At 57.1% G+C, this 15,633-nt stretch carries 16 protein-coding genes; 5 read left to right on the top strand and 11 right to left on the bottom strand.

What is annotated here, in order from left to right; translation table 11 throughout:
• Positions 1 to 67: 67 nt before the first annotated feature.
• The 6 genes from AB4Z25_RS12150 to AB4Z25_RS12125 form a co-directional block, all read right to left on the bottom strand.
• Positions 68 to 1,009 (bottom strand): HlyD family secretion protein, encoded by a 942-nt coding sequence (locus AB4Z25_RS12150; RefSeq protein WP_112540117.1) that lies wholly within the window; start codon positions 1,007 to 1,009, stop codon positions 68 to 70.
• The gene (locus tag AB4Z25_RS12145) at positions 1,006 to 1,251 is read right to left on the bottom strand and encodes a DUF3302 domain-containing protein (RefSeq protein ID WP_112540115.1); all 246 of its coding nucleotides are present in this window, start codon (positions 1,249 to 1,251) and stop codon (positions 1,006 to 1,008) included. Before AB4Z25_RS12145 ends, AB4Z25_RS12150 begins: the two co-directional genes overlap by 4 nt.
• 125 nt (positions 1,252 to 1,376) lie before the next feature.
• Complete coding sequence (locus AB4Z25_RS12140; protein ID WP_112540113.1) at positions 1,377 to 2,828, bottom strand: DUF1254 domain-containing protein; 1,452 nt, start codon at positions 2,826 to 2,828, stop codon at positions 1,377 to 1,379.
• A gap of 96 nt (positions 2,829 to 2,924) precedes the next feature.
• Positions 2,925 to 4,370 carry a DUF1254 domain-containing protein gene (locus AB4Z25_RS12135; RefSeq protein ID WP_442208094.1) on the bottom strand — a complete coding sequence of 482 codons (1,446 nt, stop codon included), beginning with the start codon at positions 4,368 to 4,370 and terminating at the stop codon, positions 2,925 to 2,927.
• Between the two features lie 78 nt (positions 4,371 to 4,448).
• Positions 4,449 to 5,207, bottom strand: a complete 759-nt coding sequence (locus tag AB4Z25_RS12130; RefSeq protein ID WP_442208336.1) for a hypothetical protein — start codon at positions 5,205 to 5,207, stop codon at positions 4,449 to 4,451.
• Positions 5,208 to 5,332: 125 nt separating this feature from the next.
• On the bottom strand, positions 5,333 to 6,376 hold the full coding sequence (locus AB4Z25_RS12125; protein WP_112540107.1) for a helix-turn-helix domain-containing protein: 1,044 nt from the start codon (positions 6,374 to 6,376) through the stop codon (positions 5,333 to 5,335).
• 194 nt (positions 6,377 to 6,570) lie between these two features.
• Between AB4Z25_RS12125 and AB4Z25_RS12120 the strand changes: the two genes are divergently transcribed.
• The 4 genes from AB4Z25_RS12120 (at position 6,571) to AB4Z25_RS12105 (ending at position 8,971) form a co-directional block, all read left to right on the top strand.
• The gene (locus AB4Z25_RS12120) at positions 6,571 to 7,149 is read left to right on the top strand and encodes a hypothetical protein (RefSeq protein WP_442208093.1); all 579 of its coding nucleotides are present in this window, start codon (positions 6,571 to 6,573) and stop codon (positions 7,147 to 7,149) included.
• A gap of 95 nt (positions 7,150 to 7,244) precedes the next feature.
• Positions 7,245 to 7,820 carry a hypothetical protein gene (locus AB4Z25_RS12115; protein WP_442208092.1) on the top strand — a complete coding sequence of 192 codons (576 nt, stop codon included), beginning with the start codon at positions 7,245 to 7,247 and terminating at the stop codon, positions 7,818 to 7,820.
• Between the two features lie 44 nt (positions 7,821 to 7,864).
• A complete protein-coding gene (locus AB4Z25_RS12110; RefSeq protein ID WP_442208091.1) occupies positions 7,865 to 8,560 on the top strand; it encodes a hypothetical protein in 696 nt (231 codons plus the stop codon).
• A 174-nt stretch (positions 8,561 to 8,734) separates the two neighbouring features.
• Complete coding sequence (locus tag AB4Z25_RS12105) at positions 8,735 to 8,971, top strand: hypothetical protein (protein WP_112540261.1); 237 nt, start codon at positions 8,735 to 8,737, stop codon at positions 8,969 to 8,971.
• Positions 8,972 to 9,780: 809 nt separating this feature from the next.
• Here the strand turns inward: AB4Z25_RS12105 and AB4Z25_RS12100 are convergent.
• The 5 genes from AB4Z25_RS12100 to AB4Z25_RS12080 form a co-directional block, all read right to left on the bottom strand.
• The gene (locus AB4Z25_RS12100; RefSeq protein WP_112540105.1) at positions 9,781 to 10,275 is read right to left on the bottom strand and encodes a hypothetical protein; all 495 of its coding nucleotides are present in this window, start codon (positions 10,273 to 10,275) and stop codon (positions 9,781 to 9,783) included.
• Positions 10,276 to 10,343: 68 nt separating this feature from the next.
• Positions 10,344 to 10,871 (bottom strand): cupin domain-containing protein, encoded by a 528-nt coding sequence (locus AB4Z25_RS12095; RefSeq protein WP_442208090.1) that lies wholly within the window; start codon positions 10,869 to 10,871, stop codon positions 10,344 to 10,346.
• Positions 10,872 to 10,907: 36 nt separating this feature from the next.
• On the bottom strand, positions 10,908 to 11,411 hold the full coding sequence (locus tag AB4Z25_RS12090; protein ID WP_442208335.1) for an MBL fold metallo-hydrolase: 504 nt from the start codon (positions 11,409 to 11,411) through the stop codon (positions 10,908 to 10,910).
• Between the two features lie 731 nt (positions 11,412 to 12,142).
• Entirely contained in the window at positions 12,143 to 13,153 is a 1,011-nt protein-coding gene (locus AB4Z25_RS12085) for a polysaccharide deacetylase family protein (RefSeq protein ID WP_442208089.1), read from the bottom strand.
• 76 nt (positions 13,154 to 13,229) lie between these two features.
• On the bottom strand, positions 13,230 to 14,024 hold the full coding sequence (locus AB4Z25_RS12080) for an SDR family NAD(P)-dependent oxidoreductase (RefSeq protein WP_442208088.1): 795 nt from the start codon (positions 14,022 to 14,024) through the stop codon (positions 13,230 to 13,232).
• A gap of 125 nt (positions 14,025 to 14,149) precedes the next feature.
• Here AB4Z25_RS12080 and AB4Z25_RS12075 point away from each other — a divergent pair, with 125 nt between their 5' ends.
• On the top strand, positions 14,150 to 15,046 hold the full coding sequence (locus AB4Z25_RS12075) for a LysR family transcriptional regulator (RefSeq protein ID WP_442208087.1): 897 nt from the start codon (positions 14,150 to 14,152) through the stop codon (positions 15,044 to 15,046).
• The last annotated feature ends 587 nt before the right edge of the window (positions 15,047 to 15,633 follow it).

Here is a 15,633-nt window from a genome sequence, read left to right as displayed (position 1 = left end):
GCGGTGAAGAGAGCCCACTGCAAAATTCGCTTACTGGCGCTTCAAGCAGGACTCTGCGGAAATGCCCCTAAAACGGGTTAACATAGTTCATGATTGCGACCTGTCTCAGCAGAACCCGCCTGATGACGTGCGCGGCCTTCACTCTGTCAGTGAATATCGCGACGGTCCCGCTGCTGCCCGCCGGAAGCCTCGCGGCAAAGGAGCTGTCGTCAAGCCTAATTCGGACACCAAACGGTAGCGTTTGGATTGTCCCCGGTTCAATGGCCAGACCAGAAACGCGCGCCTGTCCCGTCGCTACAGCCGCGATGATCGTTTCGACCTTTCCTGTGAAAACCCTGCCCGGGGCGAACTTGAATGTCGCCTCAACTGGTTGTCCAGGCTCGATATAGCGTGCGTCTATCTGGGGAATCTCGACTCCTATGATTGTGTCGGAAGTATCGATGAACGCCATGACCGGAGACAGGGGTAGGTTTGCGACGCGGGCTCCCTTGCGAAGTGCCAGATTGGTGACATATCCATCGGCAGGCGCTTTGACGACGGTCTTGTCCAGCTCCCATTGAGCGCCTGCGATCTCGGCCGTAAGTTGCTCCACCTCGGCCTGCCGTTGCTCGACATCATATGCCCTTCCGGCACCGCTGGTCTGAAGCCGTGTGGTTTCTGCGAGGCGTTGCTGGTTGAGAGCGAGCTGCGCTTCCAAGGCGTCCAGCTTCGCCTGATATGGCAATGCGTCAATTTTGAAGAGGATGTCGCCGGCCTTAATCGGCGTGTTGGCGACGACCGGCACCTCGGTAACTTCCCCTGCCACGTCCGGCACTATCGCAACAGAATTCCGGACAACAAGGGCATTCCCCTGCGGCGCACCCCAACCCATTGGAATGAATAACCCGACCAACAAGAGCAGGAGAACCAGAACGGGAGATGCCTTCCAGAAAAGATTGAAGGAGATGACCTTGGTTTTCACGAGAATGAAGAGAAGAAGCAGATAGGCATTCAACAACAAGACGATCATCCGGCTGTCTCCCGCTCTGCAGAATGCGGAAAATCCACATATGCCCATATCAACACGATGGGCCACAGGACGAAGCCAAAGAACAAAGTCACCCAGCCGCCGACGGCGACCGCGTCCTTCCATGGGTGGTTCCGCCGCCTGGCAATCATGCCGGGAAGCATTGCCATGAAGGCTACGACGAATGCTGAACTCGCGACGAGGACGATCAACACGAGCCACGCGAAAATATCCAATCCACTCATCGGCATCCTCCAAGCTTCAATCGATCTGCCGGGGCCGAGACACGAAAATCGTTCCCGTAAGAAGCTCCTTTTTGCAACGCATTCTGGAGCAGAGCTGCCACACCAGCGTGACCATTGCGCTCGGCCTATTTGGACAACTCGAAATCACCTGGCTTCCACGTTCCATCAAAAGCGGAGGGTTGCGGACCGTAAATCCGGAAATAGACGAACCAGCCCTTTCCCGGCGTCGTCTTGATCCAGCGGCCCTCGTGTCCGGCGGGTGCATCGGGACCAAAATAAAGATCGACACTTTCGCCCTTGAGGTCCTTGAGTTCGAACAGGGACCGCAGGGCGGCCTTCGCCTGATCCGTCTGTATCTGACTGCGCGTCTCGGCATCGTAGACCGTCACCGACCAGAAGAGGCGGTTAGGAACGGGAAGCGGAACGCTGAGTTTGTAACTCTTGCCGCCGTCGAGGTAGTCGCCACCTTTATCGCGAAGCCCGAGCCAGTAGAGCGAGCCGGCTGCAGGATCGCGTCGAAACATGGCGGGAGACGTGGCAATCGCCTGATAGAACCATTTGTCGGCAGCGTGAATATCCCGGTAGCCCGCCGTATCCCAGGTCCCGTTCTCAAAACGTAGGGAGGCCCACTGCCATTGGCGGTCGGGCCACACCATCCGGTCTGGACGCTGGTCTGCAAAAGATTCGACGCGCATCTGCGCCGACCCTTCCTTCGCTGCCCGTTCGAGAATGCCTTTCATTCGTTGGTCTGGATTGAAAGGCTGTCCTTTGATGATGCCAAGCGCGGCAAGATCGCCGTAGTGCGTCCGCTCATCCTGTAGCGGCGGTTCGGCGTCTACGATGTCATGGAGCATCTGCCAGTATTCCAGCTTATCCTCGATCTTTGTCGGGGTTTGGTCTTGCGGCATCGGCGTTTGGTCTATCCATGTCGGCTCGGTCCAGGCGATCGAGGTGTCCAAGGGATGAACCTTAATGGTCTGGAGACGTTTGATCGCTCCTTGCACGTCGCCTGCCTCAGGCAGAGCGCGCATCCCCGCTATCACCTGGAACGACGTTGCCCGAGCGACATAGTAGCCATCAGGGACCTTCCCTTCGTATCCGGGCGGTAGAAGCAGGTGCTTTCCACCTTTGCCACCGTCCGGGCCAGGAACGCCCATATCTGCTACCCAGCGCTGGTTGATATCGAGGACAGCACCGAGGAGCGGACCGGGCGGCAGTTCGATGACCAGCGGACCGACATTGAGATCGAGGAGCATGCCGCCGTATGGTGTGTCGGAGTTCAGCGTGAAGCCGACGTGGCGGGGCTGGGTGTCCATGAACCCAAACACCTTGTTGGGCTGCACACCGAGCCGTTTCATCTCCCGGAAGATCGCCGCACTGGACACCGTCGGATAGAAGAACCGATAGGCGTGGATTGCGCGGTTGAGATCGGTCTCGTCCGATGCTTTCTGCACTGTTGCCGCCGTGGGATAGCCTCCCTTGAACTCGTAGTCCTGGGCAAGGGATGATCCAGCCCATGGGTACGCTGTCACAGCGAAGAAGGCCAAAACTCCGATTGCGCGATGGGTCGATCTCATATCGTCTGCTCCATTTTCAATGACCACCGTGACGTGGGTCGGTCGAAGCTGCTTGTCAGTGCGTTTGTGCAGGCATGTCCTGTCCCGCGCCCCGAGTTACCGAGCCGAAACCTTCTCCGCGTCCGGCAAGCTCCATGCCTTTTCGAAGAATTCCTTCTTCGGACCGTACACGCGGACCATCAGCTCGAACTCGCGTAGCGGATCGGTGGGAACCCAGTTCGACTCCTTGCCCGCTGGGGCCTTCGCTCCGAAGTAGAGGTCGACTGAACCGTCGGCGTTTTTCTGAACATCGGCCGCATTTGAGGCGCGGCTTGCTTGCTCCATGTTCCGGACCAACCCGTGCGTCTGCCGATCGTAAGCCGTGACGGACCAGTATTGATCCACCGGAGCATTGGGCGGCACCGTCAGCTTGTACGTCTGCGCGCCATCCAAAGCATCGCCAGCCTTGTCCTTTGCAGTGAGGAGATAGAACTGCCCAGTCCCAAGCCGTTTGATACCGATGTAGCCAAGGGTGTAGATCACGGCTCTTGCGTCCGTCGGGTAGGCGTCCGGCAGGGCATATCCAGCCTGCGCGGCCTTGGCCAGTTCAGGTATCGCCGCAGGTCGCCAGTGCGTGCCTTCGTAGAAGGAGGTCCATCCCGCTTCGTATTTTGCGTCAAGCCAGGCCTTCGCTTCTACGGCGGCGGCGTCGAGCTGGAAGCGGGTTTTGGCATCAGGTTTGAAAGGCTTGCCCTTCTCTATTCCGAGCGTACGCAACGGATCGATCATCGCATCATCGCGGGTGATCCACGGCTCGTTCTGAACAATGCGATTGAGATGCTCGAAAAAGGTCGAGTCAAAGCGGATCGTGGAGTCGAACAGGACGTCCTTGACATCGGTGAAGACGGTCGGCGGCGGGTTGTCGGCCTGCGCCAAGGGGTAGACCTTGATCTTCTTACCGTATTCGATGGATTTGGCGACGTCTTCATCGCCGTGGCTTGCCAAATTCGAGCGCAGCAGCGCGTAGCCGCCGAACGTATCGGATTGCAATGCGCTGAAACCCTCAGGCACGTTTCCGGAGTAGCCGGGTGGCAGGATCACAAACTTGCCGCCCGCGCCCTTGTCGACGCCCAACAGCCCGACATCTTCAAGCGGCATCTGCCATACGGTGACGATGTTGCCATTCAGCGACCCGCCGTTTGCTGGCGGAACCTCGATCACCATGGGCCCATTCCGCGTATCGAAGAACGTCATCAGATAGAGCGTGTCGGGATTGGGTGTCAGCGTCTGGTTCGTCCAGTCGAGCGCCTTGCCCCAATAGATCACCTCGCCGGGCTTGCCCTTGGTCTTGGTCAACATCTCCTGCAGCATGAGGTCGTAGTTGACCGCAGGCATGCCCCAGATGACTGCTTCGACCGCCCTGCGGTAGAGGGCACGATCGTGGAGTTCATCGGCGGTGAAGCCGTGGGCTCGGGCGGTGCTTGGCCACGAGAACAGGCCTCCATTCCCTAACGTTGTCGTCAGCGCGAATGCGAAAGCAAGAGCAACAAGTCGTCTACGCATCAAACGTCTCCATTTTTGCCCGTATTCAGGGAAAAAACTCCACATCGAGAAGAAAGCTGGCGGCGGCGGGGCTACGTGTCAGAACCGAAAGACGACCCCGAGGATGGGCCCATGTTCAACGATGTCGTTTGTCAGGCTGCCGTTGGAGTAGTCGACGCCGAGCGCTCGGTAGCCGATGACAGCGGAGATCGACTCCTTCCACTTGTAACCAACGCCAGCCATGACATCCCAGTCGAGGTCTGCCCCGCCCGCTCCGATATAGCCCCATCCGGTCAGATAGATTTCCGGGGTGATGGAGTAGACGCCGCGGAAGCCTGCCAGGCCGTCGACCCATGTGGCTTCATCCGTTCCAGAGACACCGCCCAGCGGTCCTCCGGTGAAAGATATCGTGGTCTCCGTCCACCAAAGCTTGGCACCTACGACGGCGTCGAGCCTGCTCTCCTCGTCGCCGATCAGGGTGTAGCCGACGCCAAGCATCGCGCTGAAGGTCTCCTGTTTGAGGTCGACAGAGTCCGCCAACACGCCGCGCGGCGTAGCGGAGTCGGAAGTGACACGCGCGTATGAAACGTCCGTCAGGACGCTGAAGTCGCCATAGCGCAGCTCTCCGGCTCCCATGAAACCGAAATCGACGTCCTTTAGTATGTCGCCGAAGCTTTCGCTGCTGTGCACCTCGAGAAGACCGAACACAGCGGTATCACCCGTGATCCCCGCGATCCAGAGATAGGGCGAGAACGCGAATGTAACACGGTCCGGATCGCGCTCAGTCGGGCTTGGGGCGGTGACGGGAAGCGCGTCTGCAGCAAGGCACCCGAAGGCAGGCAGCAGTGCAGAGGTCATCAGAAGTGCCGCGCCAAACGGTATCCAAAACGATTTTGACATTGAACCCCCATTCATGCGGTCAAAGTCTACCAGTCTGGAATCAAAGCACTATGGGATCGCGTCCCAAATCCTGTGCTGTCGTCTCAATCAACCTGAAGGTTAACCAGCCATTCGCAAAACGCCCCGCCCGGACCACCAGGGCTTGACCTTCCAACGGGAAGGCGTTTTCCCCTTGCCTCGCTCGGAGCGTAGCCAAACTCGCGCCTGAACGCCTTCGAAAACTCCTCTGGGGAAGAGAAGTGAAACTCGCTTGCGATGGCGTAGATCGGCTTTCGCGATCCGGCGTCTGACAGCGACCTGTGGCTGGCGACGAGCCTCTGCGTTCGGATTTCAGAAGCTACGCCGTTGCGCTCGAAAAGACGGTAGAGCTGAGAGCGCGACATCCTGAGAACCGTGCAAAGCTCCTCAGCGCAAAGCGTGGGAGAGTTCAGGTTCGACCTGATATGCCTTCGCGCACGATCAAGCAGTGTTGCGGAAAAAGGCCCCCCGGCTTCATGAACGGCATCGGGATCGGGGGCGATACAGCACCTCAGCATCGCCTTGGTTGCCTCGGAAATATCCTGAAGGTCTCCAAGCGGCACGAATGCCACCTGTCTTTCCAGAGAAATCAGATAATCCCTCAGCATTGCAGCGAACGCCGGACGAAGCCCGTTTCTTATGGAGGCGTCGAACGCGGCGGCCCTTTCGGGAAAAAGTCTACGCGGCACATAAAGGAACAACATATTCTGCACGGTAGCCTCACCGCGCAGCGGCATCGCTAGGGATCGAACAGAAATGGCACCAGCCGGGGTGGTCAAAACATCACCCCCAGCTTCCATGACGGACATCCCACCCCTGTTCACGCTGATCACCCAATGATCGAGATCGGCGCGCCTGACAGCCGCTGGTCCGATTTCGTATGCCATCGGGTCGAAGGTTTCGTTGGATAGAATGAATTCGCCTAACTGGTACGCCGTCATTTCTGCGGCGTAGCCCTCTCCAACATTCGGCTTCAGATTCTTGAGGTCAAGTATGGGATTCGCGAGTTCCTGCCATGCGTCGAACTGTTCATGAAGCCTGAAATTGCGCGTGTTGAAATGTATCGACCGACAGGTAGGCGGGGCCGAACTCTCATCGCTGGGGCACATGGGCTCTCCGCCTGTTCAGTAGGGAGAATTCAATGAGGAGACGGCCGCAACCGCGGCCCTGTCCACCAGAGATCGTCGACGCCTCGGCATGGTCTATCTCCATCCTCTACAGTAATCATACCTTGCCAATCTGTGGGCAGCTTGGGAAGTACGCAACGGTTAATCGACGAAGATTTACGTCGGGCATCTAAGGGTTGAGCGTCGAGGCCGACCTCAATGTGCTAAAGAAGGCGGGCGTGTTGGTACCCGGTCGACTGCTTCTGTGCTACTACGTCGATATGTTGAAAAGCGATCCCGACAACTCCGGCCCATTATCTCCGACGAAACTGGTCGGCTCTCAGTCGCTCGGATCGGCGCTGGACGAGATCGGTTTTGTGCCGGCGGCGAAACGCATGGTCATTCGGCCCTCCGCCCGTTCCGTTCGACCTCATCTCAACCGGCCCCCGAAATCCAGACCATTTGGCAGCGAGTGTTGCCACCGCGCTATAGCGCTTCGGTTCCCAGTCGATACGGTGACGGCAAGCTGGGGGAATGACATGGCTCAGACCGACTGGCCGAGAGAGCCGTTGAGCGCGGAAACGATGCAGGTACTGGATCGCATCCTGTCCGATTGGTGCGCGGAGCACTCTTGTGACAAGGCCACCGACGAAGGTCAGGTCACAGCGAAGATGCTGGTCGACTGGTTCGAATTCGGCATCCACGACGAGCAAGAGCTGGCGCGGCTTCTCCCAGATCCCTCGATGCTCGAACTCAAGACGCCTGGGCGGCCTTGACAATGAGAGGCCTTTCCCTTGCCTGCATTTTGCAAATCGCGATCACAACGCTGGCTGGACTTCCCGCACAAGCGCAATCGCCTCAGCTTGATATCATGCTGGATAGGATCGCTGGCACGCTGGACGTGTCGAGCATGCCGTACATGAAGGAAGGCAAGCTATCGGGTTGCCAACTCGTGTTCGATGCTATGGTCCGCGACTACTCCTATCGACAGGGCCGCTTTATCAAGGTGTCAGGCGCTGTCGGCTTCATGCACAGCGGTGGCCCCGAAACGCCGCTGGGATCGATCGTGAAGGTGGTCGTCAACGAGGTGGCCCAGGTGAATGGGGAACTGACGTCGAAGCCTTCGTCCCCTACCCGCGCCTATCTGATCGGCTCCGACTACACCACCAATCTCGATAGTCTCGTCAGCGCCGCCCAGTCGGATGTGCCAGGAGGGTTGTTCTCCATCTTCCAGGTGAACCCGACGTTGGCAATCGTCATCGAAGCGATGAAGACTCACAAAATCACAGTGGCCTTCAACCAGATGGGTGGCAGCTCGGACATCAGACTTCCGCTTGATCTCGCTGTCCTCGCCACCGACGAGAACGGCCAGCGCCAAAGGAGCGGGCAGATCGTCGAGGACTTCGCTGGCTGTCTAGGAGCGATCGGTAAGCAGCTCTCGAAGTAAGAGCACCGAAAACGTGTGACCCCAATCTATCAGAGTGAGCAAGCATGCCATCCAAAGCTGACTTCTTCCCAAAGGCATGGCCAGAAATCCGGTTGAGCTGGGGCGCGAACGCCTCCCCTGGGGACTGGGATGCCGCTATTCGGTTGTGCTTAGATAACAGGCTGAAGGTGCGATACCTCGATCCGATTGAAGCCATCGTTGCAAGCCGCGTTCTGAAAGGCGAAGGGTTTTTGATCCTGACGATCCAGTGTTCGATCTTGGAATTTCTGGCATCTCTTCGCTTGGGCTGGAACTACCGACAAGGCGCAACATGGGGCACCAACTTCGAATACGGGGCCAGCAAGCGCCTCTTTGTGGATTTTCTGCGTCACACTCCTGCTTTTTCCGAATCGTTTCCGACCCAAGCCAATGCCGAGGATTTCTATAAAGACATTCGATGCGGCCTGATTCACGAGGCCCAAACGAAGAATGGCTGGGTTGTACGGGCTGGCCCGTCTTACCCGTTAATTGACTTCCAAACGAAGATCGTCAACCGCGACGCCGTAGGTGCCGCTATCAACGACTATCTTCACACTTACCGCCAGGCCTTGAAAACCGAAATCCCTCTTCAGGAGGCATTCAGTGCTGCGCAGCCGGGACTAACTCGTCGTCCATGCGTGCCGCGATCGATGCGGCATGGGCCGCCGACCCGACGCTCGACCGCAGCGGTATCGTGGTCAGAATACTCGGCCCGATCGTAATTCTTGAGGGATACCTTTCCGCGCGGGAGCATCGAGACATCGCCGTTCGCATTGCCGCGGCTGTAGCCGGAACTGGCAGGGTTCAGGACCGGATGCTCTATCGGTACAGCGCCCAATAATTGGAGGCAGGTTCTGAAAACGATCAGCGATTGGCTTGAGGACAAGCTCGACAATATGGGGTCGGAAATCGGCTTCGAGGAAGATGCGTCAGCATTCGAACAGCACGCCGAGCTCCTGCGTGCCGAAGCTGAAGAGGCCGGCTATACGGCCGAGGAGCTGACTGAAGCCTGCGGTGGCGATATCGCTGCGTTTCTTCGGGATCGTCAGAATTTGGCTACCGACAACGAGATGCAGGACAAGCTCGCGGGCGACCCGTTTCCCATTCCGCCTTCCGGCCTGAAACAGGACTAACGGCGTTTCACCAAGTTGCCTTGTCGCCGAAACATCTGGATTTGCCCTGCGTTTCAGCGGGCCGTCTTTCATCACCTGAAACGAAAAAGCTTCGCCCTCTGGAATGGAAGGCGCAGACAGGCCCTCGCCGTTTTTTTGACGGGGACGCTAAACTGATTTGCGGGATCTGCCCCCTCCTGACTTCATTTCGTCCGAGAATTCAATGCGTGTCGTTTTGTTCGCGCCTAAAACATTCGCCCAGATGTCAAAGGCCGAAAAGCTGCGAGCCTGCTTTTTTCATTGCATCCTTCGTTGGCTCACCCATGACTACATGAGTAACGCCACTCTTAGAGAGCGATTTTCAATCCCGCCGGAGGAGTACGTCATCGGCGAATCCATCAAACTCAATCGCATTGCGCCCGCGGATCCCGACCAAGGTAGGCGCAATGCGCGATACGTCCCGTATTGGGCGTCCTAAGCTTTTCGAGCATCCCGCCTTTAAAGGATACGAACCGTCGACCCGCTGCTGAGAACACAACCCTCTGAAAGTCCACAACGGTGAACGTCAGTTACTTTCACGCTGAACGACTGATAAGGGGCCGACGGCAGTCCGTCCGCGTTTGGCATTCGCGGTTCGAATAAGCTGCCTGTAAACGACGGTTTGATTGGGTGCGGATGTCAACACCATTCGCTCGTCCGTAGATCGCTTTAAAGAACAGAAAGCCGCCGCTCATCAGGCTGCGGGAAAGTTCAGCCTTGCCCGCTCCAGAGAAGTCGCAGAAACGATATCTAGACCCGAGATCTTTGCAGATGAATGAATTATTGCATCGTTATTCCGGCAATTTCATGCGCAGTGACTTCGCTTTTGCAAGATCGTTCAGCATATCATTTAAGCTAAGCTGGCCGTCCCCATCGAAGTCTAAGGCGTTCATTGCTTGAGGAATGGACGTATTTAGACTTTGGATGCGGCCAGCTACACCCGCAGGAGTTCCTGACGTCGACAGCGTAAATGCTGCCGTGAAAGCAGCGGTTTCGTCGTCCGCAGAGTTCGTACCGCTCGCGGTTGCCAGTACGTTGGTAAATCCGTTAGCGCTGTTCTGGCGCTCCGTCGGTTTTGACGCATAATTGCTGGGATCTATTCCGTTATAAGGATGATGTTTAATAAGCATGTTGGCCTCCGCTTTATCTTGCTCACGGGAATATTCCCTAAAGGTTGTGTCAGGCTTGGCAGTCTTGGCGGTTGCCGCAGCGAGAGCATCCGGCGCAACAATTATCCGGACGCCGGCATAGCTTCCCTTACGCCCCATCTTCGCACAACGCACCATTCGTTGCTGGCTTCTCACGCAAAGGGAGAATTTCAGCCTTTAATGGCTACGGCAGCTTTCAAATGAGCTTACTCCTCGGGAGCGCTTTCCTCAGAGGAAAGCGGCAGGAAATGCGTGTCTGTTTTTGCGCCGATGGCAATCACACGCTCAAGAGCTGCGGCTGGCGACTGCGACGAGAAGGGCTTCTGCTCGTCGGCATCCTTAACCGCGTCGAAGAACCTTTCATGCGCAGCCACAGAAATGCTGAGCATACGCACTGTCTCACTGCCCTTGTTAAAAAACCCGTGCGGTGTATTGGCCCGGGCAATGACGACGTCGCCCACACTGCAGTCCCAGCTCTCGCCCGAGGCGACGCTTGATGCGAAGTGGATGGTACCGCTGACGACGTAGAAGGCTTCGGGATAACTGTGTGTGTGGAGGGGAACGCCTTCCCCAGGTTCGACGACCTGTTCGAAAAGGCACAAGTCTCCATTCGCCTCGCCGCTCCTAACCTTCCAGGTGAGATTCGCGCCTGCAACAGAAAACGCTCTGCCTTCGCCAGCCGGTATTCGAACAAGCGCGAGATTTTCGGTATTCTTCATGACGATCTGGTCCATCTTTTGTCTGAACTTGATTGATGTGAAATGCAACAGTCACTGTCCTCTCGCGGCCTCAGCCACCGTTGCGTGAAAAAGCTCTTTTATCGGCCCGCTGTTGAGGTGCTTCCACTGCTCGGGGTCATGACCAAACACGACAAGAACACCGTCGTTCTGAAACTTCTGCAATCGGCGAAAGCGCTCCAACGTTGCCTTCCCATCACGGACGAACGCAGGATCTGGCAGCACCATTTTTTCAAGGGCCTTGCGCAAGTAACAGGCGTCGGCCGAAAGAATAACCTCGCCGTCCGCGAGCTTCACCTTGAGCGACTGGTGACCTGGAGTATGGCCGTGCGTTGGAATGAGGACGACGCTCCCATCGCCGAAGAGATCATGCTCCCCATCGACCGGGAGCCTGTCATGACCGAGATCATACTGGCGGATCAAGTAACTATTCTGTTCGATGGTTTCAGGCGTTGTTGCCGCTATCCACTCTCGTTTTTGAAGAACCAGTCGAGCGTTATTGATCAATTCATTACCGCCGCAATGATCAAAATGCAGGTGTGAGTTGATCAGGTAGTCGATCTTGTCGGGATCGACCCCAAACGCCCTAAGACGCTCGGCGACATCTTCGCCGGCCTTGAACTCGGGTTTGACCAGAGGCTCGAACTTTCCCAGGGTCCGCTTGACTTCCTCGGGATCGAGGCTCTGAAGGCGGTTTCAAGCCCGGTGTCGAACAGTGCAGTGCCCTTTGGATGGACGATCAGGTAGCTCGGTACCGGGATAGCCAACCAACCCTCGCCGCCGCTCAGGAAAAGCTTGGATGGCATTGTCAGCCAACCGCATGTCATCGCATATAGGCGTGGGCCCATTGTTTTGCTCCTTGCAATTTCGAAGAACATCACGGGCACGTTCGCCAGTTTGTCGCGCCCGTTTGAATTCCCTGTTCAGGCATGCATCCAATTTCACTTCCGGGCCTTGCATTTAAGATCTTGCGATGGCGACGCTGCCTTTTCCGATGTTCTTACGAGGTAGACATCTCGATCCGCAGATTATTCCACATTGTATGCGATTATTTTCGGCTACGATGTGAGCCCTGCTCACGGCCGCATCGCTTTAGGGGATGCGTCCTCAGCGCCAATCTCTCCAAGCACCGCCAGTGCATCCGCCGCAACCGTTTGCAGTAGATGTGTAACGTTAAGTCACATTTGGTTTGAAGAGCTGAAGGTGGTGCATTCCGGCCGGCGGCATCGGTCAAGCGATGGAGAAATGTGCCGGCCGGAGGAATTCGTTCACGGCAAGCCGGTTTCAGATGGAGGGCCGCGGTGCACGACTGGAGTATGTTGGCGTTGCGCTAGCGCCCAGCGTGCTATCTCGTCCTTTCGCGCAAACCAAACATCGTCATGACTTTTCGCGTAAGCGAGGAAGCGATCCAGCGCGCGAATTCGATTGGCATGCCCGCTCAGTCGATCGTGCATGCCGATGACCATCAGTCGGCGCCTGGTCGCACCTTCTTCGTAGAGCTGGTCGAACTCGTCTTGCAAGGCTTGCTCGTGCGCAAGGGGGTCGTAGCCTTGGAACGGGAAGTTCATATCGTTCATATGTAGGGTGTACGGCACCATGGCAAAGTCTTTTCCACGAACAGGGATGATAAACGGCTCGTCCCTGCTTGGCTCGTCAATACTGTACAGAAAACCGAGATCCTGCAGGGTTTCCGATATATGGATGGAGTTGCGCATGAAGTAGGCGTTCCAGCCGACAGGCTGCTCTCCGGTGATACGCTTGATGGTATCGACGGATTGCTTGATGAACGCCTTCTCCTCCTCAGGTGACAGATCATACGAGGCCGTCCAAGTCGGACCGTGTGCACCCGCCTCGTGACCGCGTCTAACGATCTCGCGCGCCAAGTCCGGGTTCTGCTCGATCGCCTTGCCGATCATGAACGACGTCACCTTGATGTCGTGCTTATCGAACAGGTCGAGCGCGCGCGGGATGCCCTCGTTCACACCGTAGGCGAAGAAGGCATTCGTCGCGTGATCGGGAACCCCGGGCTTTATCGGCTCCGGTAAAGCGCCGCCAGCCCCAGAGATTGGTTGTCCCGTTCCCTCAAACATCAGGGAAATGCTAACCGCCAATCTAGCGCCGTTCGGCCAAAAGGGGCCGGTCTTTCCATCTGGCTCGCTGGTCGATGTTACTCCCGTGCCGCCTCTTTTGGCTGCAGCGGGAAGCGCCTGCGAAACGAGTGCCCCTGTTGCGGCCACCCCAACGAAGTTACGCCGAGTTAATTCCATTATGGATGACATCACTGTTTTCCTTGTCTGTCTGTCTTGCGACCGCGCGCTTGGAAATGGCGGCTGGCACGACCAGCCGCCGAAGCGCTCACGCGATTGACCGGACGACGCCGCCATCGACGCGCAATGCCGAGCCATTTGTTGCCGATGCCTGTTGCGAGCAGACGTAGACGACCATGTTTGCGATTTCTTCGGTCGTGGAGAAGCGACCCAGAAGCGATGTAGGTCGGTTTTGCTCTAGAAAGCCTTTTTCGACCGCTTCAATTGACTGGCCGGTCTGCTGGGCGATGCCCTCCAGGACGTTACCGAAGCCTTCAGACCGTGTTGGTCCTGGCAGAACAGAGTTGACCGTGACGCCGGACTTGGCTGACAGTTCCGCAACACCACGCGAGACCGCGAGTTGGGCGGCTTTCGTCATGCCGTAATCAATCATTTCCTTCGGCGGGTTCAAAGCGGATTCGCTGCTGATAAAAACGACGCGCCCCCATCCCCGTTTGGTCATGCCTGGCAGATAATGCTTGGTAAGCCGCACACCGCTCATGACGTTGAGCTGGAACATGAAAAGCCAGTCTTCGTCGGTCAGATCATCAAAGGACTTAAACAGAGCAGCACCGACGCTGTTGACGAGAATGTCGGCTTCAGGCGCCGCTGCTACGAGCTTGGTAGCACCTTCAGCCGTCGACATGTCAGAAGAAACGCCGGAAACGATCGCCGTTGGGACTGCCTTTCGGATGGTTTCGATAGCCTTTTGCACGCGCTCTTCTGTGCGGCCATTGACCACCACTTCCGCGCCTGCCGCAGCAAGGCCCGTGGCGATGGCAAGGCCAATACCCGCGGTCGAGCCGCTGACGATAGCGCGTTTTCCATAAAGGTCGATATTCATTTGCATCTCCTTTTATCGTTCATTCGATACGACGAAGATATGCCTGCTCGAAACCAGACAGTAGACGTGGAACAGTCCTTGCACTCGTTCCGACAAGTCACTAATGGATGGGCGAGGAGATCACTTTGGCATCGGATCGTCTTGGAAGTATTGTCGCATTCGTCCGTGTCGCTGAGCTCGGCGGCTTCGCCGCTGCCGGCCGGGATCTGAACGTTTCGCCCTCGGCAATCAGCAAGAGCGTCGCAAGGCTGGAGGAACGGCTGCAACTCCGGCTTTTTCATCGGACGACCCGATCTCTGACCATGACTGAAGATGGGAAGCTGTTTTTCGAGCGGTGCAGCGGGATCCTGACGGACCTCGACCGGGCGGAAGAGGACATGCGTGCACGGGCCGCTCGTCCGAGTGGTATCCTGCGCATCGAAATGCCGACGGCGCTTGGCAGGCTCAAGATTTTGCCTGTCTTGGGGCAACTCACATCGATCTACCCCGAACTGCGCATTGCTGCGACTTTCGCTGACACTGTCACCGACCCGATTGCGGCTGGAATTGACGCTGTGGTGCGTATTGGAGAACCGCGCGACGAACGATTGATGGCAAAGCGTGTTGGAACCGTTCGATACATCGTGTGCGCCTCCCCTTCATATCTTGCAACTCATGGCAAGCCAGAGACTATAGAAGATCTTTCTCGCCATGATTGCGTGCGACGGGTTTCGCACTATGGTCCTGAGTTCGCGCCCTGGCGTTTTTCTCGACCTGAGACCGGGGAGCCGTTTGAACGTTCTGTCCAGGGAACTTTGAGCTTCGACAGTCCAGACGCGATGGTCGACACCGGACTATCAGGTGGCGGCTTGGTACAATTGCATACTTACATGGCTGAACCGCACATCAAGTCAGGCGCACTGATCGAGGTCCTCGCAGCTTTTGCGGCGGACGGTCCGCCGATTTCAGTGTTGTTTCCATCGAATAGAAACCTCGCACCAAAGGTTCGAGCATTCATCGATTTCGTCACGAAGATCCTGTGAGCCTGGCAGCTTCCGGTGGCCTGTCGCCGCCAACGGTGGCTGACCGGCAGAAGTTCTATAATGGAATCAGCCTCGAACGTTTAATCCTCTCCGATCAAGGCATAATGGCGTCGATCCACATCACGAGCGATGAGTGCCTCAACGGAGGTGATCGTTCGCGCCTGCGAGCACGCTATGACGGCGTGAGACCGTATCACGGCCAAGCCAGACACTCTGGTTTACCTCACCAGACACACCAAGACATGCCTCTTTGACGCCAAAGGCCGCCGAATACGTAAGATTGATGGGAATTGATCCGTGGAAACGGGCAGACCATGCACCGTTATAGGCGGGGCAAGCTCCGGTATCGTAGCCGCCACCGTGCTTGCTTTTGCTAGGTTGGGCCATGATCTCGACCTCAAGTACAGCCGGACCGCTATGGAGCCGAGCTGTGGCCACACAGAGCCGAGACGAAGCTGTCGATGCAATTGCGGTCGGGGGTTGGTACCTCGTCATAACCACTGCGACTGCGCAAATAGATCCTGCCGCTGCTTGGACACGACACGTGAGACGTTGCAAGCTCAGTCAAATCGGACGCACCGCGGTTA

The organism is Rhizobium sp. RAF36 (assembly GCF_052114105.1).
GTDB lineage: Bacteria > Pseudomonadota > Alphaproteobacteria > Rhizobiales > Rhizobiaceae > Rhizobium.
Note: the sequence above shows the minus strand (reverse complement) of the source record. Positions and strands in the feature narration are given on the sequence as shown.